Source organism: Teichococcus deserti, from assembly GCF_001982615.1.
GTDB lineage: Bacteria > Pseudomonadota > Alphaproteobacteria > Acetobacterales > Acetobacteraceae > Pseudoroseomonas > Pseudoroseomonas deserti.
Window position 1 is genome coordinate 1 of record NZ_MLCO01000143.1, and the last position, 22,726, is coordinate 22,726.

A 22,726-nucleotide genomic window follows, 5' to 3' on the forward strand; every position below is an offset into this window, starting at 1 on the left:
TCTGCATGCCCGGGACCATGGCGGGGCCAGCGGCGCGCCGCTGGAAGACGCCCTGGCGGCGCTGGGCGTCGGCCGGGCGGAAGGCGTGGCGGAGCCGGCGGACCATCTGGGCCTGCTCTGCGAGACGCTGGCCGGGCTGATCGCCGGCGTCTTCCCCGCCAGCCCCGGGGAGGAGGCCGCCTTCTTCGCCCGCTTCCTGGCACCCTGGGCCGGGCGCTGCTTCGCGGCGCTGGCGGCGGTGGAGGGGGAGGAATTCTACGCCGCCATCGGCGCGCTGGGCCTGGCCGCGCTGACGGTCGAGGAGGCCGCGGCGCCGGCCGCGGCCGGATAGGCGCCGACGCGCCGGGCTTCCCTCAGCCGGCGCCAGGCGATAAGCCCTGGGCCATGCGCCTGATCGGACTGGCCGGCTGGAGCGGCGCCGGCAAAACGACCCTCCTGGCCAAGCTGATCCCCTGCCTGATCGGGCAGGGGCTGCGGGTCTCCACGATCAAGCACGCGCATCACCGCTTCGATGTCGACCAGCCGGGCAAGGACAGCTGGCTGCACCGGCAGGCGGGCGCGGCGCAGGTGCTGGTGGCGTCGAGCCAGCGCTGGGCGCTGATGACCGAGCTGCGCGACGCGCCGGAGCCCTCGCTGGAAGAGCTTCTCGGACAGCTGGCGCCGGTCGACCTGGTGCTGGTCGAGGGCTTCAAGCGCGACGGCCACCCGAAGCTGGAGGTGCGGCGGGAGGCGAACGGCAAGCCCTGGCTGCATCCCGGGGATCCGATGATCCGGGCGGTGGCCGCCGACACGCCGAACCCGGCCGGCCTGCCGCAGGCCGGGCTGGACGCGGTCGAGGCGGTGGCCGCCCTGGTGCTGGACCACGCGGCGCCATGGCGCAGCTGAGCGACGACTGCTTCGCCGCCGGCGAGGCGCTGCTCCCGGTCGAGGCGGCGGCCGCGCTGATCGCCGACCGCGTGCCGCCGGTGAGCGGCGAGGAATTTCTGCCTCTCGCCCGGCTGCGGGGGCGGGTGCTGGCGCGGGAGGTCTTCGCCCCGCAGCCGCTGCCGCCCTTCTTCAACAGCGCCGTCGACGGCTATGCCTTCCGCCATGCCGACCTGATCCCGGGCGCCGAGACGCGGCTGCCGCTGGCCGGGCGCCAGCCGGCGGGCCAGCCGGCCGGGGCGCTGGCGGCGGGGGCAGCCTGCCGCATCATGACCGGCGCCGCCATGCCCGCCGGCGCCGACACGGTGATCATGCAGGAGGATGTCCGGCTGGAGGGCGGCGCCCTGCTGCTGCCGGCCGGCCTGGCGCGCGGCGCCAATTGCCGCCCGGCCGGCGAGGATGTGGCGCAGGGCGCGCTGGCCCTGGTCGCCGGCCGGCTGCTGGACCCGCCGGCCATCGCGCTGGCCGCGGCGCTGGGCCTGCCGGGGCTGGCGGTGCGGCGGCGGGTGCGGGTCGGCGTCTTCTCGACGGGCGACGAGCTGGCGGTGCCGGGGGCGCCGCTGGGCCCGGCGCAGACCTATGACGCCAACCGCTTCGCCCTGCTGGCGATGCTCGGCGGGCTGCCGGCGGAGGCGGTCGACCTCGGCCTGCTGCCCGACCGGGCCGAGGCCACCGCCGCGGCGCTGCGCGAGGCCGCCGCCGGGCATGACCTGCTGCTGAGCTCCGGCGGGGTCAGCCTGGGCGAGGAGGACCATGTCCGCGCCGCCATCGAGGCCGCCGGACGGCTGGTCTTCTGGAAGCTGGCGGTGAAGCCCGGGCGGCCGGCGGCGATGGGGGTGATCGGCGGCACGCCGGTGCTGGGGCTGCCGGGCAATCCGGTGGCGGCCTTCGTCACCTTCCTGCATCTGGCGCGGCCGCTGGTGCTGCGGCTGGCGGGCGCCACCCCGGCGCCGCTGCCGCGCTTCACCGCCGAGGCCGCTTTCGCGCATCGCAAGAAGCCCGGGCGGCGGGAATATCTGCGGGTCCGGCTGGTCGCCGGCGATGGCCTGCCGCGGGCGGAGAAATTCACCCGCGAGGGGGCCGGGCTGCTCTCGACCCTGGTGGAGAGCGACGCCTTCGCCGAGCTGCCGGAAGCGCTGACCGAGGTCGCCCCCGGCGACCGCGTGACGGTGCTGCCCTTCGCCGGGGTTTTTTGAAACCTCCTCTGGGGGAACTGGAGAAAAGATGTTCGTGGCGATGAACCGCTTCCAGGTGATCAAGGGTCTGGAAGCCGATTTCGAGACGGTCTGGACCAGCCGGGAATCGCATCTGCACAAGGTGCCCGGCTTCGTCGAGTTCCACCTGCTGCGCGGGCCGGCGCGCGACGACCACACGCTGTTCGCCTCGCACACCATCTGGCGGAGCCGCGCCGATTTCGAGGAATGGACCCGGTCGGAGGCCTTCCGCATGGCGCATCGCGGCGCCGGGCAGAGCAAGCCGCTCTATCTTGGCCCGCCCTCCTTCGAGGGCTTCGACGTGATCCAGACGGTGGCCATGCCGGGCGCCGCGGCGATGATCTCGCCCGAGGCCTAGCGCGTGATGGCTTGAGGTGGAATTACCGGAAAGCCTGAATCACACGATCAACCGAACAGCGGGAACGGGTTGCCTGCGGCCTTGCGCAGGCGACCCATTCTATGCCGTCTCGGGCATCACCGGCGGGCAGAGGGCGGCCTCGGCCAGCTCCTGCCGCAGCCGGGAAATCAGCCAGCGGCCGGCCTGGCCGGGCGGGCGGCCACGCTCATGCACCACATGCAGCGCCAGCTCGAAGCCGTCATGCTCCTGCATCTGCAGGCGCTTCAGCCGGCCCTCGGCGATCAGCGGGGCGGCCACGTGCTTCGGCATGTGGCACCAGCCGAAGCCCTCCAGCAGGAAGTTCATCCGGGTGTTGAGGTCGGCGAAGCGCCAGGTGCGCGGGCTGAGCACGCCCCGCGACCAGCCGCCGCGCGGCGAGCCGTCGGTCAGGATCAGCTGCACATGGTCGGCCAGCGTCGCACGGCTGATCGGGCCGGGCTCGGCGGCCAGCGGATGGCTGGCCAGCACCACCGGCACCATCTCGACCATCATCAGCAGCTCGGCCTCGAGGTCGAGCTGGGCGATCTCCTCCACCGGATAGATCGCCAGCTGCACGGTGCCGTCGCGCAGGTGCCGCTCCGGCGCGCCGATGCCCTCGGTCAGCAGCGTCATCGGCAGCGTCGGGAACTCTTTCTTCAATCCGTGCAGCGCGCGCATCGCCGGGCCCGAGGGCAGCAGCGGGTTGACCGAGATGGTCAGCTCCGCCTCCAGCCCGCCGGCGATGCTGTCGGCCCGCGCCCGCAGCATCTCGGCCGATTTCAGCAGGCGGCGGGCCTCGGCCAGGATCGCCTGGCCCGGCTCGGTCAGCTTCGGCAGCTTGGTGCTGCGGTCGAAGAGCTTGAGGCGCAGATGCGCCTCCAGCGCCTGGATGCTCTGGCTGATCGCCGACTGCGCCCGGCCCAGCCGCCGGGCGGCGGCGGAGAAGCCGCCGCTATCGGCCACGGCGACCAGGACGCGAAGCTGGTCAAGGGTCAGCGGATCCATTTTTCCATCACCTGCGCTGATAGTCGGAATCGGAAAACTCAGCTTACCAAGGATGGATATTAGCGCCATCTCCCCGCGCAAGGCAGCCCGACTGCCCGCCAGTCAAGTGAAAGAACAAAGACATGTCGACTTCCAGCCTGTCCCGCGCCCTGCTGCTCGCAGCCGGCTTCGCGGTGGTGGCCCCTGGCCTGTCCCAGGCGCGCGACCTGATGGAGAACACCAACAATGCCTCGGCGACCGGCAGCCCCTTCGCCTATGCGATGCCGGTGACCCGGAGCGCCGAAGCCGGGCCGTCGCTGCGCGTCGGCAATTCGGCCGGCGCCTCGGCGGCGGTCGCGGCGGCCCCGGCCGAGGTGACCCACGCGCGCGGCGCCCTGCCGTCGGTGGTGGGCAATGCGGCCTCGGCCTTCGGCGGCCCCGGCACCGGCCCGATCCGCGGCTGATCCTTTTCCGGCTTTCGCTTTCGACGATCGCGCCGGGGTCCTCGCGGGCCCCGGCGTTCTGCCGTCTCCTCCGCCGGAAACGTCATGGAACTGTCAAGCTGCGCGGCCGGAAAACCGGCTAGCCGCCCGCATCCATCGCGGATGACAGGACATGGACCAGGACACCGCCGCCCCGGCGCCCGGCCCGCTCGGGCGGGTCTGGCAACTTGATCTCCCGGGCGATGTCCCGGGCGGCGGCTGGCGCTGGACGCATTACGACCTGGTCGCCCCTGGCAGCCTGCCCGCCATCCGCGCCGAAGGCTGGGGCGAGGCGGCGCTGGCCGTCCTGCACGACAAGGACGAAAGCCCGCGCCTCGAGGTCGAGGGCGAGGTGGTCTGCGGCATCCTGCCCGACTTCGCCCAGCAGAGCGGCCCGGGCGAGCAGCTGCTGGCCAGCTGGCGCTTCGCCATGACGCCGACCCAGATCACCACCGCCCGCCGCGCTGCCACCCAGGGCCTGTACCGCGCCTGGCGCGCCGTGCAGGCCGGCCAGGTGCCCGACGGCCCGGCGGCGCTGCTGGACCAGGTGGTGGCGCAGCTCGGCGCCGGCATCAGCCAGCGCGCCGATGCCCTCGACGACGCCGCCCGCCGGGTGGAGGACGAACTGCTGGCCGAGGCCCCCACCCGCAGCCCGGAGGAGCTCGGCCGCAAGCTGGGCGAGATCCGCCGCGAGACCACGCGGCTGCAGCGCCTGGCCGTCCCGGTGATGCGGCTGGTGCGGGAGGAGACCGGCGACCTGCCCGGCTGGGCCGATGCCGAAACCCATGCGGCGGCGCGGCGGCGGATGCTGGCGGCGCTCGACGACCTGCGGGCGCTGCAGGAGCATGGCCGCGCGCTGCAGGATGAGCTCTCCGCCCGGCAGGCGGCGGAGACCAACCGCAACCTGAACCTGCTGTCGGTGCTGACCGCGGTGCTGCTGCCGCCGACCCTGGTCAGCGGCTTCTTCGGCATGAACACCGAGGGCCTGCCCTGGTCCGGCGACGGCCAGGGCACCGCCTGGGCGGCCGGGCTGATGCTCGCCTCGATGGCGGGAACGCTGGCGCTGCTGCGGCTGCGGCGAATCGTCTGACAGCCGTCCTGCGCGGAGGCATGCTGGCAAGGCACCAGCATTAACCTATGTTTTGAAAGGGTTTGCTCGCATTTTGTTAATTGGACGGCCACAACCATAACGGGTGTTCCTGCGCCTCCCGCTCTCCAACCCCCAAGGTGGCGCCCCAATGTTCTCCGAGCCCGATCTTCAACATGCCGTGGTCATGCAGGATGTCGCCGCCGCCCTGGTGGAGGCGCTGCAAGGCCTTGTTGGGCAAGGAAATGTGCCGCCGGGCGCGGCGCCGCGCCTGCTCGACAACGCCATCGAAGGCCTCCCGCAAGGGGCCCGATCGATGGTCAGGTTTGAAGCTCACAGGTTGTGGATGCGACGAATCGACAATTTGGGGTAGCAGGGGGCGTCGTCCGGCGTTCATCTTGCGAATGGATGAAACGCAGGAAACACGCCGTGTCGGATGCGCAGATCGTCGTGCAGACCCTGGTCGAGCAGATCGAGAGCTTGGCCGCGGCCGGGGGCGGCAATGCCGAGCAGGCCTTCGCGCTGCTCCAACGAAGCCTCGACCGCCAGCCCATCGTCTTCAGCCCGGCCGCCCTGCTCTGGGCCGAGGCCGCCAAGCTGCGCGACGACTTCTTCAGCGGGCCTCGGCATTGAGGGCTCCCGCCTCCGGCTGAGGCGGCGCATGACCCCGGGGGACATACCAAGGGGACATGCCGGGTGAGGGGATCGAACCCCCGACCTTCGGTTTACAAAACCGCTGCACTACCGCTGTGCTAACCCGGCCTGGCCGGGGGCGCCTCGCGATGGGATTTCGCGACCCCCCCCAGGGCCCGCCTCTTTTGCAGCCTTTGCCCCGGCGCAGCAATCCCCGATCGCGCCGCGCCGCCTCACCCCTGGCGGCGCGCCAGGCGGCGGGGGGATTCCGCCGGCGCCGCCAGGCTGGCGCTCAGCACCGGGCCGAGCTCACGCAGCAGGCCGAGGCAGGCCTCGCGCTGACGGCGGGCCTGGGCTATGGCCAAGTCGCGCTCCGCCTCCGCCGCCAGCCGGGCGTCGCGCGCGGCGGCCAGGTCCTCGGCCCAGCGCAGGCGCTCGGCGGCGATCAGCCGCAGTTCGGCCTCGCGCAGCGCCGTCAGCCGGGTGATCTCGGCCTCCAGCCGGGCGTCGCGGGCGGCCTGGCTGGCGCGACGCTCCTGCCGCCAGCCGCGCCAGGCCTGCCAGGCCTGCAGCAGCGCCCAGGCGGTCAGGCCGAGCGCGCCGGTGCCGGCGATGCTGCTGCCCAGCGCGGCCGCGGGGGTCGCGACCCCCGGCGGGGGGTCAACCGGAAGAGAATCCATCGGGTGGGGCTCCGGCACAGGAGGGACTTGCATGGGCTGACGCTATTTGCATAATTGCAAACACACAAGAACGAATGGCGAACATAAGCGTGAGGTCAGACCCCCCATGGATGAGCAGCAGCAGGCGGCCAAGGCGCTGCTGGAGCGGATGCTGAGGACCACCGGCCTGACTCCGTCGGAACTGGCGCGGGCGGCGAAGCTGACGCCCTCCACCCTGACGCGCTTCCTGAACTCGCCGGTGCGCCACACCCTCTCGGCGCGCACGCTGACCAAGCTCTCGGCCTATAGCGGCGTCGCGGTGCCGCCGGCGGTGCTGCCGGCGCTTCCGCCGGCGAGCGTGCCCGTGGTCGGCTATATCGGCGCCGGCGAGCAGGTGCTGCCCTTCGACGATGCGGCGATGGGCGCCGGCCTGGAGCAGGCCGACCCGCCCCCCGGCGCCGAGCCCGGCACCGTCGCCGTGGTGGTGCGCGGCGACAGCATGTTCCCGGCCTTCTGGGACGGCGACATTCTCTACTATTCGCGCGAGGCGGGGTTCGACCGCGACGGCTGCCTCTACAACGAATGCATCGTGAAGCTGCGCGACGGGCCGATCTACATCAAGCGCGTCACCCCCGGCGGCCAGCCTGGCCTCTACACGCTGCAGAGCTACAACGCGCCGCCGATGGCGGACGTCGCCATCGACTGGGCGGCGCCGGTGCAGTTCCAGGACAAGCGCCGCCGTCGCGCCAAGCCCTGACCCGGCCTGGCGCTTCTGCTATGTCCCGCCGCATGAGCCTTGCCATGGATTGCGACATCGTCGTCTTCGACACCGAGACCACCGGCCTCGGCGCCGAGGACCGGGTGGTCTCGCTCGGCGCGGTGCGGCTGGGGCCGGACCTGGCCTTCCGCCAGGCGCTGCACCTGGTCTTCAACCCCAGGCGCGCCAGCCATTGGGCGGCCGAGCGCGTGCATGGCCTGACCAGCGCCTTCCTGTCGCGCCAGCCGGCCTTCCTCGAGCATCTGGACGAGGTGCGGATGTTCTTCGCCGATGCGCGTCTGGTGGCGCACAACCTCGACTTCGACCGCCGCATGCTCGACCGCGAGTTCTCGCTGCACGGCGCGCCGCCGCTGGACATGCTCCGTGGCGGGCGCTGCACCCTGCGGGAATGGCAAAGGCGGCCGGAAGGCGGCAAGGGGGGCTTGGACGCCGTCATCGCCACCCTCGGCCTGCGCCGGCAGGGCGCGCTGCACGGCGCCTTCGAGGATGCGCTGCTGGCCACCGCCGTGCTGCGCGCGCTGGACGGGCTGTCGCCGGACCTGCCCTGCGGGCTGCTGCCGCCTTCCAATGCGCGCGGCCTGCCCGCGGCGCCGATCCGCGCGACGGCGCCGAAGCCGCGGCCGCCCCGCGCCTCGCTGGCCGGCAGCCGCGTGGTGATCACCGGCGAGTTCCGCTCGATGACCCGCGACGAGGCCGAGGCGGCGCTGCTGGCCGCCGGCGCCCGACGCCAGATGACGGTGAACGGGCTGACCGATTTCGTGGCGCTCGGCGCCGCGCCCGGCCGGGCCAAGCTGCGCAGCATCGCCGCGCTGCAGGAGGCCGGCGCCGGCCCGCGCCTGCTGGACGAGGCCGGCTTCCTGGCGCTGCTGGCCGAACCCTTCTAGCCGAAGATAAAGCCCAGCCGGTCGCCTTCGAAGACGCCACAGGTCAGCGGCCCGCCGGACCAGGCGGCGGTGTCCAGGTTGATGCGGTTGTGCCGCACCTCCGGCTCGGCGCGGGCGGTGTGGCCATGCACCACCACCGCGCCATGCCGCGCCTCGCTGGACAGGAAAGGCTGGCGGATCCGGATCAGGTCCTCGGCCGACTGCTGCTCCAGCGCCACCCCCGGCCGCACTCCGGCATGGGTGAAGAAATAGCCGCCGGCGCGGTGGGTCCGCCGCAGCCCGCGCAGGAAGGCCAGGTGGCCGGCGGGCAGCGCCCCGGCCCAGGTCGCGGGCCCGGCCCCGGGGTCCAGCGCGTAGCTCGCGAGTGTCGGCCGGCCGCCGCACCACAGCCAGTCGGCGACATCGCCGGCCCCGCCGGCCAGCGCCGCCAGCATTGCCGCCTCGTGGTTGCCGGTCAGGAACACTGCCTCCAGTCCCTCCGGCCTGCGGTGGTCGGACAGGAAGGACAGCACGCCGGCGCTGTCCTCGCCCTTGTCGATGTAGTCGCCCAGATGCAGCAGCGTGGCGCGTTCGACCGGCCGGGCGGAAAAGTCCTCGGCGATGCGGGCGTGCAGCGCGGCCAGGCGCGTGGCGCAGCCATGGATGTCGCCGATGGCATAGAGCCGCTCGCCAGGCGGCATCGTGGCCGGGGCAGGATCGAGGCGCAGCATGACGCCAGCCTAGCCCTGCCGGCGCCGTTCTGGCGATCCAGCGTTTATCGGATGTCTCATTTCGGTCCATGCGACTGAAGCATGGCGGCATGATGGCCTTCGCGTCCCCGCCGCCGCGGAACCTGTGGCAAGAGGCGCGTCCCGTCACCGGAGGCGAAACGATGCGCTGTTCCCCGATCCTGCACCGCTCGCCGCTCAGCCTGGGCCGGCGTCTGCTGCTGGCGGCGCATCAGGCGGCGGACGAGCAGGATATCCGCCTGGCCGGGCATTTCCTGGCACTGCTGGAGCTCGAGCTGGCCCACCGCCCTGGCGCCGACCGCCATGCGCTGCGGGATGCCATGATCCTGATGCATGAGGCGCTGTGGTCCCTGCGTCAGCCGGCGGGCGAGCCGCTGCCGGCCTGACGGTTCCGCGCCGCCGACGCGCGGCGCCAGGCCAGCCAGCCGCGCAGCGCCAGCCAGCAGCCCATCGCCCAGGCGGCGCCCAGGCACCAGCCGGCCAGCACATCGGTCGGCCAGTGCACGCCCAGATAGACCCGGCTGCCGCCGACCAGCAGCGTCAGCAGGATCGCCACCCCCAGCAGATAGGCCTTCAGCCGCCGCCCATGGGCGACGCCGGCCAGCAGCGTGCCCAGCGTCAGGTAGCAGGCGGCGGACAGCATGGCGTGGCCGGAGGGGAAGCTCGCCGTGTGCACCTCGGCCAGATGCGCCACCAGCTCCGGCCGGGGCCGGTCGAAGCCCTGCTTCAGCAGGCTGTTCAGCGTCATGGCGCCGACGAAGGAGACCAGCAGCAGCCCGGCCGACATCCCCTTCCGCGCCAGCAGCAGGTAGCCGAAGGACAGCACCCCGATCAGCAGCAGCACCGCATGGCTGCCGAGCGAGGTGAAGTCGCGCATCATGATCTCGAGCCAGAAGGGCCCGATCGGGTCGGAGGTGTCGGCCGGGTTGCGCAGCGCCAGCAGGATGCCCTCGTCGAAGGCATGGGTGTCGCCTTCGAAGGTCTCGTCCACCAGGGCGGCAAAGCCCAGCAGCGAGCCGGCGCAGACCAGCAGCGCCGCCAGCATGACGAATTGCGCCCAGCCGAAGCCCTGCGCCCGCCGCGTGATCCAGCCGCGCATGTCCTGCCTGCCATCGTTGTCCAGCACCGGTAAAGCCGCCGCCGCAGCATCGTTGCTTCCACCCTGCGGCAGCGGCGCATCCTTCGCAGCGCGGCCGCGTTCTGCCACGGTCACGCCCCAGCAACCCTGGTCCGGAATCCCGCCGCATGGCCGAGCATGCCCTGCTGATCGTCAACCGCCAGGCGCGCAACGGTGGCGCGGCCATCGACGCGGCGCTGGAGGTGCTGCGCCAGGCCGGCTGGCAGCTGGCCGAGCACCGCTGCCAGCCAGGCCAGACCGCCGCCGAAGTGATCCGCGCCCGCGCTGGCGAGGGGTTCACCGCCGTCATCCTGGGCGGCGGCGACGGCACGCTGAATGCGGCGGCCCCGGCGCTGATCGAGACCGGCCTGCCCTTCGGCATCCTGCCGCTCGGCACCGCCAACGACCTGGCCCGCAGCCTGGAGATCCCGCCCGACCCGGTCGAGGCCGCCCGCATCATCGCGGAAGGCCGCACCCGGCCGATCGACCTGGGCGAGGTCAACGGTCTGCCCTTCTTCAACGTCGCCAGCATCGGCTTCAGCGCGCAGCTGGCCGCAGGCCTCGGGCGGGAGGAGAAGAAGCGCTGGGGCAAGCTGGGCTACGCCCTGGCCGCCTTCCGCCTGCTGCGCCGCGTTCGCCCCTTCACCGCCTGGCTGGCGCATGACGGTCAGGTCGAGCGGATCCGCACGATTCAGGTTTCAGTCGGCAATGGCCGGCATTATGGCGGCGGCATGACGGTGGCCAGCACGGCGCGTCCCGACGACGGCAAGCTCGACCTCTACAGCCTGGAGCTCGACCACTGGTGGCGGCTGCTGGCGCTGCTGCCGGCGCTGCGCCGCGGCACGCATGGCCAGTGGAAGGATGTCCGCGCCTTCCCGACCACCGCCTGCGAGGTGCGCACCCGCCGCAAGATGCCGGTCAACACCGATGGCGAGATCAACACCCACACCCCGGCGCGCTTCCGCCTGCTGCCGAAGGTGGTGAAGGTCTTCGTCCCCGCCCCCCGCCCCGAAGGGAGCTTCTTCTGATGGACGCCTTGATGACGCTGGCCGCCGATCCGGCGGTCTGGATCGCGCTGGTCTCGCTGGTGGCGATGGAGGTCGTGCTCGGCATCGACAACCTGATCTTCATCTCGATCATCACCAACAAGCTGCCGGCGCATCAGCAGGAGAAGGCCCGGCGCATCGGCATCGGCCTGGCGCTGGTGATGCGCCTGGCGCTGCTGGGCACGGTCGCGCTGATCGTCCGCGCCACCGCGCCCGTTTTGGAGGTCTTCGGCCACGCCTTCTCCTGGCGCGACCTGATCCTGATCGCCGGCGGGCTGTTCCTGGTCTGGAAGGCGACCAAGGAGATCCACCACAATGTCGACCCGCCGGCCGAGGGCGACATGTTCGACGGCAAGGGCGCGACCCTGGGCTATGGCGCCGCCATCGTGCAGATCCTGCTGCTGGACCTGGTCTTCTCGGTCGACAGCATCATCACCGCGGTCGGCATGACGCCGCATGTGCCGATCATGGTCATCGCCGTGCTGGTGGCGGTCACGGTCATGCTGCTGGCCGCCAATCCGCTGGCCGAGTTCATCAAGCGCAACCCGACCGTGGTGATGCTGGCCCTGGCCTTCCTGATGATGATCGGCATGACCCTGATCGCCGAGGGCATGGGGGCGCATGTGCCCAAGGGCTACATCTACGCGGCCATGGCCTTCTCGGTGATCGTCGAGGGGCTGAACATGCTGACGCGCCGGGCGGCCCGGCGGGGAGGCAACCCCGTCAAAGATTAACGCGTTGTCATCTTTGCCGATCACGCAAAGAGGAGAGACGCATGAGCCTGCCCATCGCCATCGAGCGCCGCCTGCTGACCGGTCAGGAATTCGAGCTGGTGGCGCGCAGCCACTACCCGGCCCTGTGCAGCCTGGAGCGACCCGCGCTGGTCGAGCTGGCGCGGCGGCTGCGCGACTACCGCGGCAAGGCGCGGGACGTGGCGCGGGAACGCCGCCGCGCCCAGCGCGGCAAGGCCGAGCCGCGCGGCACCAACCCCGAGGTCGCGCCCGAGGGGCTGACCCGCAAGAAGCAGGTCTTCGCCTCGGCGCTGAAGCGGGTGAACAAAGAGCTGTCGCGCCAGGAGGCGACGCCGGAGACCCAGGGCGAGAACGCCCGGCGCGCCCTGGCGATGAAGCGCGCCGCCCGGCTGCACCGCCACCCGGCCAGCCGGCGCACCGCGCGGCACGGGATGAACCCAGTGGAAAGCCAGGCGGTGGCAGGGACCATCGATCCGCGACAGGTGGGGAGCGTGTCGCAGCAGGGCAGGGATTTTCAGGGGAAGAAGGATAGTTAAAGGGGTTCTTTTTTAGGAAAAAAGAACCAAAAAACTTTTGTCAGTTGGCGTCCCGCCTATGGCCTGAGGTGGGACGCCAGATTGAAGGAAGTCTTTTTGCTTCTTTTTCTTCAGAAAAAAGAAGATCTTAAACAGCTGTCCCACCAATGGTCAGCCCCGTCATCTTCAGCGTCGGCTGCCCGACACCGACGGGCACGCCCTGCCCCTGCTTGCCGCAGGTGCCGATCCCCGGATCCAGCGCCATGTCGTTGCCGATCATGCTGACCTTGGTCAGCGCCTCCGGCCCGTTGCCGATCAGCATGGCGCCCTTCACCGGGGCGACGACCTTGCCGTCCTCGACCAGATAGGCCTCGGACATGCTGAAGACGAACTTGCCGCTGGTGATGTCCACCTGGCCGCCGGCGAAGTTCACCCCCCAGATGCCGCGCTTCACGCTGGCCAGGATCTCGCCCGGGTCACGGTCGCCGCCCAGCATCACCGTGTTGGTCATGCGCGGCATCGGCGTATGCGCATGGCTCTGGCGGCGGCCGTTGCCGGTGGGGGCGACGTTCATCAGCCGGGCGTTCTGCCGGTCCTGCAGGAAGCCGACCAGGATGCCGTCCTCGATCAGCACGGTGCGGCCGGAGGGCGTGCCCTCGTCGTCCACCGTGATCGAGCCGCGGCGGTCGGGGATGGTGCCGTCATCGACCACCGTCACGCCCGGGGCGGCGATCCGGCTGCCCAGCAGCCCGGCGAAGGCGGAAGTCTGCTTGCGGTTGAAGTCGCCCTCCAGCCCATGGCCGATCGCCTCATGGAGAAGGATGCCGGGCCAGCCCGGGCCCAGCACCACCTCCATCTCGCCGGCGGGGGCCGGGATGGCGTCGAGGTTCAGCACCGCCTGGCGCAGCGCCTCGTCGACGGCGGCCTTCCACTGGTCGGGCGCCACGATCCGGTCATAGCCGAAGCGGCCGCCCATGCCGTGGCTGCCGCTCTCGCGCCTTCCATTCGCCTCGACCACCACGCTGACATTCAGGCGCACCAGCGGGCGCAGGTCGGCGGTGCCGCTGCCGTCGCCGCGCAGGATGCGCACCGCCTGCCAGTTGCCGGTCAGGCTGGCCATCACCTGGGTGACGCGCGGGTCGCGGGCGCGGGCATAGGCGTCGATCTCGGCCAGCAGCGCGGTCTTGGCCGGGAATTCCATCGCCCCCAGCGGATTGGCGTCGTCATAGAGCCGGACATTGGTCGCCCGCGGCGCCGCGGCGAGCGCGCCCGAATGGCCGTTGGCGACGGCGCGCACGGTGGCGGCGGCGCGGGCCAGCGCGGCCTCGGAGATCTCGCCGCCATGCGCATAGCCCGAGGCCTCGCCGGCCACCGCCCGCAGCCCGAAGCCGCGGGTGGCATCGAAGCTGGCGCTGCGGATGCGGCCGTCGTCCAGGCTGACGGCTTCGGATTCGACGTATTCGAGGAACAGCTCGCCATCCTCGGCGCCGGACAGGGCGGTCTTCAGCTGCCGCTCGGCGGCGGCGCGGTCCAGCTCCTGGAAGAACAGCCGGTCCGTGGTCTCGATCGCGCTCATGCCGTCTGCTCCTGTCTGCGCGCGGGGGACAGCCGCAGCCGCGCCACCGTGCCTTCGCCGCGGATGCTGTCCAGCACCAGCGTCGCGTCCATCGATTGCGCCAGGGCGCGTGCCAGGTAAAGCCCCAGGCCGGAGCCGCCATAGCGCCGCGTGTGGCTGGCCTCCAGCTGGACGAAGGGCTCGAAGGCGCGTTCCACCTGGCCGGCATCGATGCCGATGCCGGTATCCCTCACCTGGATCTCCACCCCCCCTTCCGGCAAGGGCTGCGCCTCCACCGTGACGCTGCCGCCGGCGGGGGTGAACTTCACCGCGTTGGAGACCAGGTTGATCAGCACCTGGCGCAGCCGCCGCTCCTCGGCCTGGGCGCGCGGCAGCTCGGGCGGGATCGGGGCGAGCGTCAGGGTGACCTCGCCGGCCTCGGCCTGCTGCCGCATCAGGCGGACGGCGCCTTCCAGCACGCTGGGCAGGAACAGCGGCCGCGTCTCCACCGGCACCGCGCCGGTGCCGGTCTGCGCCACCGTCAGCAGCTCGTCGATCAGCGAGAGCAGGTGGCGGCCGGCCTCCAGGATGGCGGTGGCGAATTCGACGACATGCGGCGGCCCGGCCTCGCCGGCCAGCGCCTCGGAAAAGCCGATCACGGCGTTCAGCGGCGTCCGCAGCTCGTGGCTCATGGTCGCCAGGAAGCGGCCCTTGGCCATGTCCGCCTCCTCGGCGGCGGCGCGGGCGCGCTCCAGCTCGATGCGGCCGCGCTTCTCCTCGGTGACATCGGCATAGATGCGCACATAGCCGCCATCCGGCGTCGGGTCGGTGCTGACCTCGATCACCGTGCCGTCGAAGCGGGTGCGGGTGAAGCGGTCCAGCCGCGGCACGGCACCGACCGCGCGGGTGCGGTAGATCCGGTCGGCCTCCGGCCCGCGGCCGAACTCGCCGCGCTCGTATTGCAGGTCGCGCAGCCGGTCGAGATGGGTGCCCGGTGCCAGCTCGTCCCGCGTCAGCCCGGTCATCCGCTCGGCCAGAGCATTGGAGGCGACGACGCGGTGCCGCCGGTCGAACAGGATGACGCCGAGCCGCAGCGAATCCAGCATCGCCTGCAGCAGGTCGGCCCGCTGCTGCGCCGCCTGCTCGGCCTGCTGCAGGGCGGTGACGTCGCTCATCACCGAGATATGCCCGCCATCCGGCAGCGCCGCCGTCCGCCCGGTCAGCACCGTCCCGTCGCGCCGCACCCGCTGGTGTGGGCCCGAGCCGAAGTCGAACTGCCGGCGGTGGACGCTGTCCTCGGTATCCGCGGCATTCGGCACGAAGGCGCGCTCCAGCCCGCGGCGGATGATGTCGCGCAGATGCTCGCCGGGCTGGGCGTCGGATTCCGGCATCAGCTGGCGATAGGCGGCGTTCACCAGCGCCAGCCGCTGGTCGGCGCCATAGACGCAGACGCCGTGCGGCAGCGCGGCCAGCACCCCGTCCAGCAGCGCGGCGCGGCGGGTCGCCTCGTTCTCCGCCTGGCGCAGGGTGGTCACGTCCTCCAGCGCGACCAGGAAGCCGCCGCCGGCGACCGGCAGGCTGATCGAGCGGATCGAGCGGCCGTCGGCCCGCTGCCGCAGCGATTCCTGCCGCACCGACCGGTCGAGGTTGATGCGCGCCTCGAACAGCTCCTGCCCGGCCTCGTCCACCTTCTGGTGGTGCAGGATGGCGGCGACCACGGCGCGGAAGGCCAGCCCCGGCCGCAGCGTGCCCGGCGGCAGCGCCAGGATCTGCTCATAGGCCTCGTTGAACAGCAGCAGCTGGTGCTGCGCGTCGTAGAGCCCGACGCCGACCGGCAGCAGCCGCAGCGCCTCCCGCGCCTGGCGCAGGCGCTCCTCCGCCTCGGCCGCCTCGGCATGCTGCGCCGTCGTCTCCACCGCATGGCTGACCCAGCCGCCATCGGGCAGCGGGGTCGAGGTGATGTCGAGCCAGCGCCCCTCGGTGGTTCGCACGCTGCGCCGGGTCAGCCGGCTGCGGTCCATCGCCAGCACCAGCTGGGTCAGCGCCTCCGGGTCGCCCGGGCCGTAGAAGCCGCGGAAGGCCAGCAGCCGGATCACCTCCTCGAAGCGGCGGCCCTGCATCGGCAGCGTCTCCGGCAGGCCCAGCACCGCCAGCATCGCCGGGTTGATCAGCTGCAGCTGGCCGCCGCCGTCGATCACCAGCACCGGGCTTGGCAGCGCCTGCAGCGCCGCCAGCCAGAGCGCGCCCTGCGCCCCGCTGTCCGGGTCCGGCGCCGAGGGCGGCGGAGGCGAGGGGGCGTTCACGGCCGCGGCGGCCGCAGCGCATGCAGCGCGGCGAGGACGGCGCTGAGCACGCCGACCGCCACCGCCTGGTGCAGCGTGCCCAGCCAGACCGGCACCACCATCAGCAGCGTGGCGACGCCGAGGACATATTGCAGCGCCACCGTCCCGCCCAGTGCCAGCAGCGTGCCGCGGGCGAAGCCGGGCGCCAGCGCGCGCCAGCCCCACACGGCGGCGGCCAGGGCGGCGATCCCGGTCAGCGTCGCCAGCAGCCGGTGGTTGAACTGCACCGCGGCGATATTGGCGGTGAAGTTGTGCAGGAAGGGCGACAGCTGGGCATAGCCCGGCGGGATCCATTCGCCGTCCATCAGCGGGAAGGTGTTGTAGGTCAGCCCCGCCTTCAGCCCGGCGACGAAGCCGCCGGCCAGCATGGTCAGCACCACCATCAGCGCCGTCGCATGCGCCAGCCGCCTGAGCCCGGCCGGCTGCCGCGGGCCGGAGCGCTCCGGCCGCAGCAGCGACAGCGCCGTCCACAGCACGACGCCATAGAGCAGCAGCGCCAGCCCCAGATGCGCCACCAGCCGGTAGGGCGAGACCGCCGTGCGGTCGGCGTCGAAGCCGGAGGCCACCATGAACCAGCCCACCCCGCCCTGCGCGCCGCCCAGCAGCAGCAGCACGACAAGCCGCGGCCCCAACCCCTTCGGGATGCGGCCGCGCAGCCAGAACCAGGCCAGCGGCAGGGCGAAGGCCAGGCCCAGCATCCGCCCCCACAGCCGGTGCGTCCATTCCAGCCAGAAGATCTGCTTGAAGCCCTCGATGCCGAAGCCGGCATTGACCAGCTCATACTGCGGGATGGTGCGGTACAGGTCGTAGAGCCGCTGCCACTCCGCCTGCGACAGCGGCGGCAGGGCGCCCGACAGCGGCGCCCATTCCATGATCGACAGGCCCGAGCCGGTCAGCCGCGTCGCGCCCCCCAGCGCCACCATCACCCAGATCAGCCCGGCCATCACCAGCAGCCAGGTGCCGACGGCGCGGCGGTTGGCCAGGTCGCGGCCGGAAGCGGAGGAGGGCGTGGAATCGAAGGGCATGTCGGGGGCCATTGTAGCACGTCTGGATTGTGACAGGTGGCATGCCGAGCCCCGCCGGCAAAGGGGGCGCTTTGCCCCACCGCCGCTTGCAACCCTGACCCGCCCGCTCTTGTCGCCTGCGGCCCTGCCTGCTACCCCGGCGCGCCTTCACCCCGACCATGCCGGACCATCCGCGTCCCGCCGCAGCCGAGAACCACGGCATGTCCGCAGCCAGTCCGAGCCTTTCCGTCGTCATCCCCGTGCGCAACGAGGCGCCCAACATCGCCCCCCTGGTCGCCGAGATCAGCGCGGCGCTGGCCGCCATCCCGCACGAGATCATCTATGTCGACGACGGCTCGACCGACGCGACGGCGGCGACGCTGGCCGGGCTGATGGCCACCACGCCGACGCTCAGGACCCTGCGCCACCCGCGCTCCTGCGGCCAGTCGGCAGCCATCGTCAGCGGCGTCCGCGCCGCCCGCGGCGAATGGATCGCGACGCTGGATGGCGACGGCCAGAACGACCCGGCCGATATTCCCGCCCTCTGGACCTTCGCCCAGGCCGAGGCGGCCCCCCTGGGAACTCCGGGCGCCGTGCCGCTGCTGGTCGCCGGCTGGCGGACGCGGCGCAAGGACACCCAGGTCAAGCGGCTGTCCTCCCGCTGGGCCAACCGCATCCGGGCCAAGCTGCTGGGGGACGCCACGCCGGACACCGGCTGCGGGCTGAAGCTCTTCCCGCGCGAGCTCTTCCTCCGCCTGCCCGCCTTCGACCACATGCACCGCTTCCTGCCGGCCCTCGTCATCCGCCAGGGGGGGCGCGTCGTCTCCCAGCCGGTGAACCACCGGCCGCGGCTGCAGGGCACCTCCAACTACGGGACGCTCGACCGGCTGGCGGTGGGGATCACCGATATCCTGGGCGTCATGTGGCTGCAGAAGCGCTGGAAGCGGCCGGAAGCCACGGAAATCGCGCCTTGAGAGGGGCGCCGCCCCTCTCGAACTCTCCCCGCCAGGACCCTGAGGTTCCTGGACCTCCCGCCAGGAATCCCCTCAACGCCCTGGGCAAGGTCCTGGCATTGGCGGTCGGGTTGGGACTCGCGGGCTGGCTGCTGCGCACCCTGGGCGCCGCCCCGGGGGGTGAAGCCGCGGAAGCCTGGGTGCAGCGCTTCGGGCTGGAGCAAAGCCTCAAGGGCGAAGCCATCTTCATCCTGGTCGGCAGCCTCGCCGCCGCCGTCGGCGTGCCGCGCCAGGCCGTCGCCTTCCTCGGCGGCTATGTCTTCGGCCCCGTCATCGGCGGCGCCCTGTCGCTGCTCGCGCAAATCCTTTCCTGCGCCGCCGCCTATGGCTGGGCCCGCCTGGTCGGCCGCGCCTGGGCCGAGCGCCGCCTGGCCGGCCGCTTCGGCCGCCGCCTGCGCCCGCTGCGCGACAGCCTGGCCGCCAGCCCCTTCGGCGCGACGCTCGCGCTGCGCCTGCTGCCGATCGGCAACAACCTGGCGCTCAACCTGCTGGCCGGCCTCTCCGGCATCCCGGCCCTGGCCTTCTTCGCCGGCTCCCTGGTCGGCTACCTGCCGCAGACCGCGATCTTCGCCCTCGCCGGCGCCGGCGTCGCCGTCGACCGCTCCTCCCAGCTGGCGCTGGCGGCGGTGCTGTTCCTCGGCTCCGCTGGCATCGGCTTCTGGCTGCTGCGCCGCCACCGCGCCGGCCGCGCCATGGACGACGACCAGGGTTGACTCTCGCCGACCTGTGATCGACCGCTCCGGGCTGCCGAGGCTGGCGCCCGGCACCGCCCCCTGCTCTATGCCGCTCCGGGGCGTCGCCTTATAATTTCGTAAGCTGTCTTGCCCGCCACCCCTCGACCGGGAGCTTCCATGTCCGCCATCAAGGTCACCTACCTGACGCTGCCGGACAAGGCGGGCGGCGAGCTGATGAATGTCGGCGACCGGGTGATCTATCGCGGCGTGCGCAACATCATGCGCGCTGCCATCGGCCCGCATGTCGAGGAGACCCGCTACCTCACCGACAACGCGCCGTTGCCGGCCGACACCGACATCGCCGTGGTCTGCGGCACGCCGCAGATCGCCCAGAACCGCGAGGTCAGCCAGAACATCCGCCGCATCGCCGAGCTGGCGGACAGCGACGTGCCGGTGAAGCTGAACCTCGGCGCCGGGGCCTTCTATTTCGACGCCTTCGAGGCCGACCGCGCCGCCTGCGACGCCGCCTTCGCCGGCCGCGTCATGAAGGCGGGCTCGGCCGCCTGGTACCGCCGCTATGCCGGCTTCGACCTGCTGACCTGCCGCGACATGGGCGGCTCGGCGGTGATGACCGAGCTCGGCGTGGCGCATCGGCCGCTGCCCTGCCCGGGCTTCTTCTCGGCCCTGTTCGAGACCCGGCCGCTGTTCCGCCGGCCGCAGCAGATGGTCTCGGTGCTGAACGGCACCGCCAGCTTCTGGAACCGGGTGGATGCCGATGTGCACGCCTTCTACCGCCGCCTCTGGCAGGCCGATCCCAGCCGCATCTTCATCGCGCATGACGAGCAGGACGTGCAGATGCTCGACGAGCTCGGCATCCCGCATGTCGTCTTCGACGATGCCGAGCCCTTCATCCGCTATCTCGCCTCGGCCGACAGCCTGATCTCGCTGCGCGTCCACGGCGCGCTGCCGGCCTGGACGCTGGGCCTCGACGTGACGCTGCTCGGCCTCGACCGCCGCGCCCTGCTGGGCGAGGATTTCGGCGCCCATTTCAACGTCGTGCCGCTGCGCACCGAGGCCGATTTCCAGACCGTGCTGGACGCCACGCCGCGGCCGCCGCTGCAGGACGAGGCCGCCCGGCGCGGCTTCTTCCAGAAATACCTGCCGCAATACACCGACGCCATCCGCGCCATCGTCGAGCGCAAGCTGGGCCGGCTGCCGCCGCTCGGCGTGCCGCTGCATGGCCGCGGCGAGGTCGAGCCGACCGAGCCGAAGCTGGGCCAGCCGAGCGGGCGCTATTTCCACAGCCTGTTCTTCAGCCAGGAGGACAGCTTCGCCGTCGGCGTCGAGAAGCTGCGCAGCAACCAGGAGCACCGGGTGGCCGGGGACGCGCTGGAGGTGCGGGTCAGCGACAAGAACACCCTGTCCTTCGGCCCCTATGTCCGGCTGCCGCGCGGCGACTGGACGCTGCAGGCCGAGCTGACCCTGCTCGAAGTGCCCGCCGCCCCGGCGCCCGACCCGAATTCCCTGGCCCCCGCCGCGCAGCGTGCCAAGCGCATCGACCTGCGGGTGCAGAAGGGCATCCCGGCGCGCGAGCTGGGCAAGCAGATGATGCCGCTGGGCGAGGCGCAGGCCGGCCAGGTGCTGCGCTTCGAGCAGGGCTTCGTCAATCCGAGCGACACCGGCGAGATCGAGGCGGTCTTCACCCTGATCGGCGGCCCGCTGCCCGGCGCGCTGATCCGCATCTCCGCCCTGCGCTTCACCCGCCGCGCCACGGCGGACAGCCCCGCCGCGTTCAGCCTGACGTGAGGGCCACCGTCGCGGCCGCCTATTTGCGGCGACCGCGGCCCTTCTTCTTCTCCGGATCATAGCCGCCGCCGCCGGGACCGAGCGGCTTCGGCTTCCAGTCGCGCTTCGGCGTCGCCGGCTGCATCGAGCGGCCGGCCTCGTTGGGCTGAAGCCCGAGCTCCAGGTTCTCCAGCCGCTTGATCTCGTCGCGCAGCCGGGCGGCGGTCTCGAATTCCAGGTCGGCCGCGGCGGCGCGCATCTTGCGCTCCAGCTCGGCGATGCTGGCGCGCAGGTCCTTGCCGACGAAATGGCTCGGCCCTTCCTCCTCGGCGCCGGTCGGGGCGACGGTGACATAGTCCTGCTCATAAACGGACTGCAGCACGTCGCTGATGTCGCGCACGATGCTCTGCGGCGTGATGCCGTGCAGGGTGTTGTACTCGACCTGCTTGGCGCGGCGGCGGTCGGTCTCCTCCAGCGCCTGGCGCATGCTGTTGGTCATGCGGTCGGCATAGAGGATGACCCGGCCCTCGGCATTGCGCGCGGCGCGGCCGATGGTCTGGATCAGCGAGGTCGTCGAGCGCAGGAAGCCTTCCTTGTCGGCGTCCAGGATGGCGACCAGCCGGCATTCGGGGATGTCGAGCCCCTCGCGCAGCAGGTTGATGCCGATCAGCACGTCGAAAACGCCCTTGCGCAGGTCGCGGATGATCTCGATCCGCTCCAGCGTGTCGACGTCGGAATGCAGGTAGCGGACCTTGATGCCCGCTTCCGTCATGTATTCGGTCAGGTCCTCGGCCATGCGCTTGGTCAGCGTCGTGACCAGCACGCGGCCGCCCTGGTCCATGACGCTGCGGCATTCGGCCAGTAGGTCGTCGACCTGCCGCTCGACGGGGCGGATCTCCACCGGCGGGTCGATCAGCCCGGTCGGGCGGATGACCTGCTCGGCGAAGGTGCCCCCCGTCCGCTCCATCTCCCAGCCGCCGGGCGTGGCGCTGACAAAGATGCTGTCGGGGCGGAAGGCCTCCCACTCCTCGAATTTCAGCGGCCGGTTGTCCATGCAGGAGGGCAGCCGGAAGCCGAACTCGGCCAGGATCGACTTGCGGGCGAAGTCGCCCCGGTACATGCCGCCGATCTGCGGCACGGTGACATGGCTTTCGTCGACGATCAGCAGCGCGTTCTCAGGCAGGTATTCGAACAGCGTCGGCGGCGGATTCCCCGGCCCGCGCCCTGACAGATACCGGGAATAATTCTCGATGCCTTTGCAGGAGCCGGTGGTCTCCATCATCTCCAGGTCGAAGGTGGTGCGCTGCTCCAGCCGCTGCGCCTCCAGCAGCTTGCCCTCGGCATTGAGCTTCTCCAGCGTCTGCTTCAGCTCGACGCGGATGTCGCGGATCGCCTGCAGCAGGGTCGGGCGCGGCGTGACGTAGTGGCTGTTGGCGTAGATGGCGACATTCTCCATCTCGCCGGCGATCTCGCCAGTCAGCGGGTCGAACTCCCGCAGGCCGTCGATCTCGTCGCCAAAGAGGGAGATGCGCCAGGCACGGTCTTCCAGGTGGCTCGGCCAGATGTCGACCGTCTCGCCACGGACCCGGAAGGTGCCGCGCTGGAAGGCCGCGTCATTGCGGCGATACTGCTGCTCGACCAGCGCCTTCAGCAGCAGGTCGCGGCTCATGCGGCCGCCGACCTGCAGCTTGACCACCATGTTGGAATAGAGCTCGACCGAGCCGATGCCGTAGATGCAGGAGACCGAGGCGACGATGACCACGTCGTTGCGCTCCAGCAGCGCTTGCGTCGCGCTGTGCCGCATGCGGTCGATCTGCTCGTTGATCTGCGCGTCTTTCTCGATATAGGTGTCCGAGCGCGGGACATAGGCTTCCGGCTGGTAGTAGTCGTAGTAGCTGACGAAATACTCGACCGCGTTCTCGGGGAAGAACTGCTTCATCTCGCCATAGAGCTGCGCCGCCAGCGTCTTGTTCGGCGCCAGGATCAGGGTCGGGCGCTGCTGCGCCTCGATCACCTTGGCCATGGTGAAGGTCTTGCCCGAGCCGGTCACGCCCAGCAGCACCTGGTCGCGCTCCCCCTGGCTCAGCCCATCGACCAGCTGCCCGATGGCGGTCGGCTGGTCGCCGGCGGGCTGGTAGGGAGAGACCACCTGCAGCCGCCGGTTGCCCGAGGGG

General features: G+C 71.6%; 25 protein-coding genes and 1 tRNA gene. 17 read left to right on the top strand and 9 right to left on the bottom strand.

Annotated elements, in window-relative coordinates:
- The 4 genes from BKE38_RS15105 to hmuQ all read left to right on the top strand — a co-directional run.
- On the top strand, positions 1-331 hold a 331-nt coding region (locus tag BKE38_RS15105), incomplete at its 5' end, for a molecular chaperone TorD family protein (RefSeq protein WP_207553579.1).
- A 53-nt stretch (positions 332-384) separates the two neighbouring features.
- Positions 385-885, top strand: coding sequence for a molybdopterin-guanine dinucleotide biosynthesis protein B (mobB, locus tag BKE38_RS15110; RefSeq protein ID WP_076958128.1), 501 nt, complete (start codon positions 385-387; stop codon positions 883-885).
- A complete protein-coding gene (locus BKE38_RS15115; protein ID WP_076958129.1) occupies positions 873-2,120 on the top strand; it encodes a molybdopterin molybdotransferase MoeA in 1,248 nt (415 codons plus the stop codon). The genes mobB and BKE38_RS15115 overlap by 13 nt, the downstream gene beginning before the upstream one ends.
- A gap of 28 nt (positions 2,121-2,148) precedes the next feature.
- Positions 2,149-2,496, top strand: coding sequence for a heme-degrading protein HmuQ (gene hmuQ, locus BKE38_RS15120; protein ID WP_076958130.1), 348 nt, complete (start codon positions 2,149-2,151; stop codon positions 2,494-2,496).
- A gap of 99 nt (positions 2,497-2,595) precedes the next feature.
- On the opposite strand, the gene BKE38_RS15125 is transcribed toward hmuQ, so the two are convergent.
- On the bottom strand, positions 2,596-3,519 hold the full coding sequence (locus BKE38_RS15125; RefSeq protein WP_076958131.1) for a LysR family transcriptional regulator: 924 nt from the start codon (positions 3,517-3,519) through the stop codon (positions 2,596-2,598).
- A gap of 122 nt (positions 3,520-3,641) precedes the next feature.
- On the opposite strand from BKE38_RS15125, the gene BKE38_RS15130 reads away from it, so the two are divergent.
- From BKE38_RS15130 to BKE38_RS15145, 4 genes are all read left to right on the top strand, one after another.
- The gene (locus tag BKE38_RS15130) at positions 3,642-3,962 is read left to right on the top strand and encodes a hypothetical protein (RefSeq protein ID WP_076958132.1); all 321 of its coding nucleotides are present in this window, start codon (positions 3,642-3,644) and stop codon (positions 3,960-3,962) included.
- 151 nt (positions 3,963-4,113) lie between these two features.
- The gene (locus tag BKE38_RS15135) at positions 4,114-5,070 is read left to right on the top strand and encodes a CorA family divalent cation transporter (protein ID WP_076958133.1); all 957 of its coding nucleotides are present in this window, start codon (positions 4,114-4,116) and stop codon (positions 5,068-5,070) included.
- A gap of 148 nt (positions 5,071-5,218) precedes the next feature.
- Positions 5,219-5,440 (top strand): hypothetical protein, encoded by a 222-nt coding sequence (locus tag BKE38_RS31505; RefSeq protein WP_131829603.1) that lies wholly within the window; start codon positions 5,219-5,221, stop codon positions 5,438-5,440.
- Between the two features lie 56 nt (positions 5,441-5,496).
- Entirely contained in the window at positions 5,497-5,700 is a 204-nt protein-coding gene (locus BKE38_RS15145) for a hypothetical protein (protein WP_076958135.1), read from the top strand.
- A 57-nt stretch (positions 5,701-5,757) separates the two neighbouring features.
- Here the strand turns inward: BKE38_RS15145 and BKE38_RS15150 are convergent.
- A tRNA-Thr gene (locus tag BKE38_RS15150) sits at positions 5,758-5,829 on the bottom strand.
- 104 nt (positions 5,830-5,933) lie between these two features.
- Complete coding sequence (locus BKE38_RS15155) at positions 5,934-6,380, bottom strand: hypothetical protein (RefSeq protein WP_076958136.1); 447 nt, start codon at positions 6,378-6,380, stop codon at positions 5,934-5,936.
- Between the two features lie 106 nt (positions 6,381-6,486).
- On the opposite strand from BKE38_RS15155, the gene BKE38_RS31510 reads away from it, so the two are divergent.
- Complete coding sequence (locus BKE38_RS31510; protein ID WP_076958137.1) at positions 6,487-7,116, top strand: S24 family peptidase; 630 nt, start codon at positions 6,487-6,489, stop codon at positions 7,114-7,116.
- 20 nt (positions 7,117-7,136) lie between these two features.
- Positions 7,137-8,021: a 3'-5' exonuclease gene (locus BKE38_RS15165; RefSeq protein ID WP_165694194.1), complete on the top strand. Its 885-nt coding sequence runs from the start codon at positions 7,137-7,139 to the stop codon at positions 8,019-8,021.
- Here the strand turns inward: BKE38_RS15165 and BKE38_RS15170 are convergent.
- Positions 8,018-8,731 (bottom strand): metallophosphoesterase, encoded by a 714-nt coding sequence (locus BKE38_RS15170; protein ID WP_076958139.1) that lies wholly within the window; start codon positions 8,729-8,731, stop codon positions 8,018-8,020. The two genes, BKE38_RS15165 and BKE38_RS15170, sit on opposite strands and share 4 nt — an antisense overlap.
- Positions 8,732-8,892: 161 nt before the next feature.
- Between BKE38_RS15170 and BKE38_RS15175 the strand changes: the two genes are divergently transcribed.
- Complete coding sequence (locus tag BKE38_RS15175; RefSeq protein ID WP_131829604.1) at positions 8,893-9,135, top strand: hypothetical protein; 243 nt, start codon at positions 8,893-8,895, stop codon at positions 9,133-9,135.
- Here the strand turns inward: BKE38_RS15175 and BKE38_RS15180 are convergent.
- Positions 9,105-9,875 (bottom strand): phosphatase PAP2 family protein, encoded by a 771-nt coding sequence (locus tag BKE38_RS15180; protein ID WP_242662369.1) that lies wholly within the window; start codon positions 9,873-9,875, stop codon positions 9,105-9,107. The genes BKE38_RS15175 and BKE38_RS15180 overlap by 31 nt on opposite strands.
- Positions 9,876-9,994: 119 nt before the next feature.
- On the opposite strand from BKE38_RS15180, the gene BKE38_RS15185 reads away from it, so the two are divergent.
- The 3 genes from BKE38_RS15185 to BKE38_RS15195 are packed head-to-tail and all read left to right on the top strand — an operon-like array spanning position 9,995 to position 12,200.
- Positions 9,995-10,894, top strand: coding sequence for a lipid kinase (locus BKE38_RS15185; protein ID WP_076958141.1), 900 nt, complete (start codon positions 9,995-9,997; stop codon positions 10,892-10,894).
- The gene (locus BKE38_RS15190) at positions 10,894-11,646 is read left to right on the top strand and encodes a TerC family protein (protein ID WP_076958142.1); all 753 of its coding nucleotides are present in this window, start codon (positions 10,894-10,896) and stop codon (positions 11,644-11,646) included. The genes BKE38_RS15185 and BKE38_RS15190 overlap by 1 nt, the downstream gene beginning before the upstream one ends.
- A 41-nt stretch (positions 11,647-11,687) precedes the next feature.
- Positions 11,688-12,200: a hypothetical protein gene (locus BKE38_RS15195; RefSeq protein ID WP_076958143.1), complete on the top strand. Its 513-nt coding sequence runs from the start codon at positions 11,688-11,690 to the stop codon at positions 12,198-12,200.
- A 127-nt stretch (positions 12,201-12,327) separates the two neighbouring features.
- Here BKE38_RS15195 and tldD read toward each other — a convergent pair whose 3' ends face one another.
- The 3 genes from tldD to BKE38_RS15210 are packed head-to-tail and all read right to left on the bottom strand — an operon-like array spanning position 12,328 to position 17,101.
- Positions 12,328-13,755: a metalloprotease TldD gene (gene tldD / locus BKE38_RS15200; RefSeq protein ID WP_076958144.1), complete on the bottom strand. Its 1,428-nt coding sequence runs from the start codon at positions 13,753-13,755 to the stop codon at positions 12,328-12,330.
- Positions 13,752-16,037 carry a sensor histidine kinase gene (locus BKE38_RS15205; RefSeq protein ID WP_076958145.1) on the bottom strand — a complete coding sequence of 762 codons (2,286 nt, stop codon included), beginning with the start codon at positions 16,035-16,037 and terminating at the stop codon, positions 13,752-13,754. The genes tldD and BKE38_RS15205 overlap by 4 nt, the downstream gene beginning before the upstream one ends.
- Positions 16,034-17,101 carry a COX15/CtaA family protein gene (locus BKE38_RS15210; protein ID WP_076958150.1) on the bottom strand — a complete coding sequence of 356 codons (1,068 nt, stop codon included), beginning with the start codon at positions 17,099-17,101 and terminating at the stop codon, positions 16,034-16,036. The genes BKE38_RS15205 and BKE38_RS15210 overlap by 4 nt, the downstream gene beginning before the upstream one ends.
- A gap of 200 nt (positions 17,102-17,301) precedes the next feature.
- Between BKE38_RS15210 and BKE38_RS15215 the strand changes: the two genes are divergently transcribed.
- From BKE38_RS15215 to BKE38_RS15225, 3 genes are all read left to right on the top strand, one after another.
- The gene (locus BKE38_RS15215; RefSeq protein ID WP_076958146.1) at positions 17,302-18,054 is read left to right on the top strand and encodes a glycosyltransferase family 2 protein; all 753 of its coding nucleotides are present in this window, start codon (positions 17,302-17,304) and stop codon (positions 18,052-18,054) included.
- 110 nt (positions 18,055-18,164) lie between these two features.
- The gene (locus BKE38_RS15220) at positions 18,165-18,806 is read left to right on the top strand and encodes a TVP38/TMEM64 family protein (protein ID WP_242662370.1); all 642 of its coding nucleotides are present in this window, start codon (positions 18,165-18,167) and stop codon (positions 18,804-18,806) included.
- A gap of 138 nt (positions 18,807-18,944) precedes the next feature.
- Positions 18,945-20,573 carry a polysaccharide pyruvyl transferase family protein gene (locus tag BKE38_RS15225; RefSeq protein WP_076958147.1) on the top strand — a complete coding sequence of 543 codons (1,629 nt, stop codon included), beginning with the start codon at positions 18,945-18,947 and terminating at the stop codon, positions 20,571-20,573.
- Between the two features lie 19 nt (positions 20,574-20,592).
- Here the strand turns inward: BKE38_RS15225 and uvrB are convergent, their stop codons facing one another.
- Entirely contained in the window at positions 20,593-22,701 is a 2,109-nt protein-coding gene (uvrB, locus tag BKE38_RS15230; RefSeq protein ID WP_278247626.1) for an excinuclease ABC subunit UvrB, read from the bottom strand.
- Positions 22,702-22,726 lie beyond the last annotated feature (25 nt).

Excerpts from the sequence above, each read along its gene's own strand:
- mobB (WP_076958128.1), top strand. The coding sequence starts at position 385 with ATGCGCCTGATCGGACTGGCCGGCTGGAGCGGCGCCGGCAAAACGACC.
- BKE38_RS15115 (WP_076958129.1), top strand. The coding sequence starts at position 873 with ATGGCGCAGCTGAGCGACGACTGCTTCGCCGCCGGCGAGGCGCTGCTC.
- hmuQ (WP_076958130.1), top strand. The coding sequence starts at position 2,149 with ATGTTCGTGGCGATGAACCGCTTCCAGGTGATCAAGGGTCTGGAAGCC.
- BKE38_RS15125 (WP_076958131.1), bottom strand. The coding sequence starts at position 3,519 with ATGGATCCGCTGACCCTTGACCAGCTTCGCGTCCTGGTCGCCGTGGCC.
- BKE38_RS15130 (WP_076958132.1), top strand. The coding sequence starts at position 3,642 with ATGTCGACTTCCAGCCTGTCCCGCGCCCTGCTGCTCGCAGCCGGCTTC.
- BKE38_RS15135 (WP_076958133.1), top strand. The coding sequence starts at position 4,114 with ATGGACCAGGACACCGCCGCCCCGGCGCCCGGCCCGCTCGGGCGGGTC.
- BKE38_RS31505 (WP_131829603.1), top strand. The coding sequence starts at position 5,219 with ATGTTCTCCGAGCCCGATCTTCAACATGCCGTGGTCATGCAGGATGTC.
- BKE38_RS15155 (WP_076958136.1), bottom strand. The coding sequence starts at position 6,380 with ATGGATTCTCTTCCGGTTGACCCCCCGCCGGGGGTCGCGACCCCCGCG.
- BKE38_RS31510 (WP_076958137.1), top strand. The coding sequence starts at position 6,487 with ATGGATGAGCAGCAGCAGGCGGCCAAGGCGCTGCTGGAGCGGATGCTG.
- BKE38_RS15165 (WP_165694194.1), top strand. The coding sequence starts at position 7,137 with ATGTCCCGCCGCATGAGCCTTGCCATGGATTGCGACATCGTCGTCTTC.
- BKE38_RS15170 (WP_076958139.1), bottom strand. The coding sequence starts at position 8,731 with ATGCTGCGCCTCGATCCTGCCCCGGCCACGATGCCGCCTGGCGAGCGG.
- BKE38_RS15175 (WP_131829604.1), top strand. The coding sequence starts at position 8,893 with ATGCGCTGTTCCCCGATCCTGCACCGCTCGCCGCTCAGCCTGGGCCGG.
- BKE38_RS15185 (WP_076958141.1), top strand. The coding sequence starts at position 9,995 with ATGGCCGAGCATGCCCTGCTGATCGTCAACCGCCAGGCGCGCAACGGT.
- BKE38_RS15190 (WP_076958142.1), top strand. The coding sequence starts at position 10,894 with ATGGACGCCTTGATGACGCTGGCCGCCGATCCGGCGGTCTGGATCGCG.
- BKE38_RS15195 (WP_076958143.1), top strand. The coding sequence starts at position 11,688 with ATGAGCCTGCCCATCGCCATCGAGCGCCGCCTGCTGACCGGTCAGGAA.
- tldD (WP_076958144.1), bottom strand. The coding sequence starts at position 13,755 with ATGAGCGCGATCGAGACCACGGACCGGCTGTTCTTCCAGGAGCTGGAC.
- BKE38_RS15210 (WP_076958150.1), bottom strand. The coding sequence starts at position 17,101 with ATGCCCTTCGATTCCACGCCCTCCTCCGCTTCCGGCCGCGACCTGGCC.
- BKE38_RS15215 (WP_076958146.1), top strand. The coding sequence starts at position 17,302 with ATGTCCGCAGCCAGTCCGAGCCTTTCCGTCGTCATCCCCGTGCGCAAC.
- BKE38_RS15225 (WP_076958147.1), top strand. The coding sequence starts at position 18,945 with ATGTCCGCCATCAAGGTCACCTACCTGACGCTGCCGGACAAGGCGGGC.